This window comes from Arenibacter arenosicollis, from assembly GCF_014397245.1.
GTDB classification, from domain to species: domain Bacteria; phylum Bacteroidota; class Bacteroidia; order Flavobacteriales; family Flavobacteriaceae; genus Arenibacter; species Arenibacter arenosicollis.
In genome coordinates this window covers 1-548 of the sequence record NZ_JACLHY010000074.1, presented here as the reverse complement: position 1 = coordinate 548, position 548 = coordinate 1, and the positions used below count along the sequence as shown (strand labels likewise).

Sequence of the window (548 nt, the reverse complement as noted above, 5' to 3'; positions counted from 1 at the left end):
CTGTTGTTTTATCTTCGTCACTTGTATTAATTAAATTACCATCTTCGGCATCGTCTAAATTTAAAATTTTATGTTTTTGTTTAAGTAATCCACCATAACTCAACATACGCTTTCGGTATAAACCTTTTTCTAAATCATTCACGATTTCTTGATTTCTTTCATCATCATCAGTTAAAAAATCAGATGACTTAACCGAATATTTTGAGGTTTCTTTGATTGCTGCTTGAATATCTTTATCGCCTTTTTGATTTGGTTTGATCGCTTTGATATTCGCTACTGGTCGATAATTAACTTGTAATGCTTTTTGCCATAAATCGACCCATTCAACTTGCGTAATGTAATTTTCTTTTTTTCTAAAATACGCATTTTCAACACACAATAAAACGTGCATATGTTGATTATAACTACCGTCTTTTTGATTAACAGTAACCTCAGTTGAACGTAAAAATCCAACTAAATTCTTTTTAACTTTCGTATACATTTTTAATTTATTAAAAGCTTTAGACATATGCTTTAAGCTCTCTTCTAAATGTTCACCGTCTATTGCA

1 protein-coding gene is annotated in these 548 nt (G+C 29.7%); it reads right to left on the bottom strand.

Annotated features, from left to right (window positions below; genetic code table 11):
* The coding region (locus tag H4O18_RS21910) for a protein rep (protein WP_187588655.1) at positions 1-548 on the bottom strand (548 nt) is incomplete at both ends.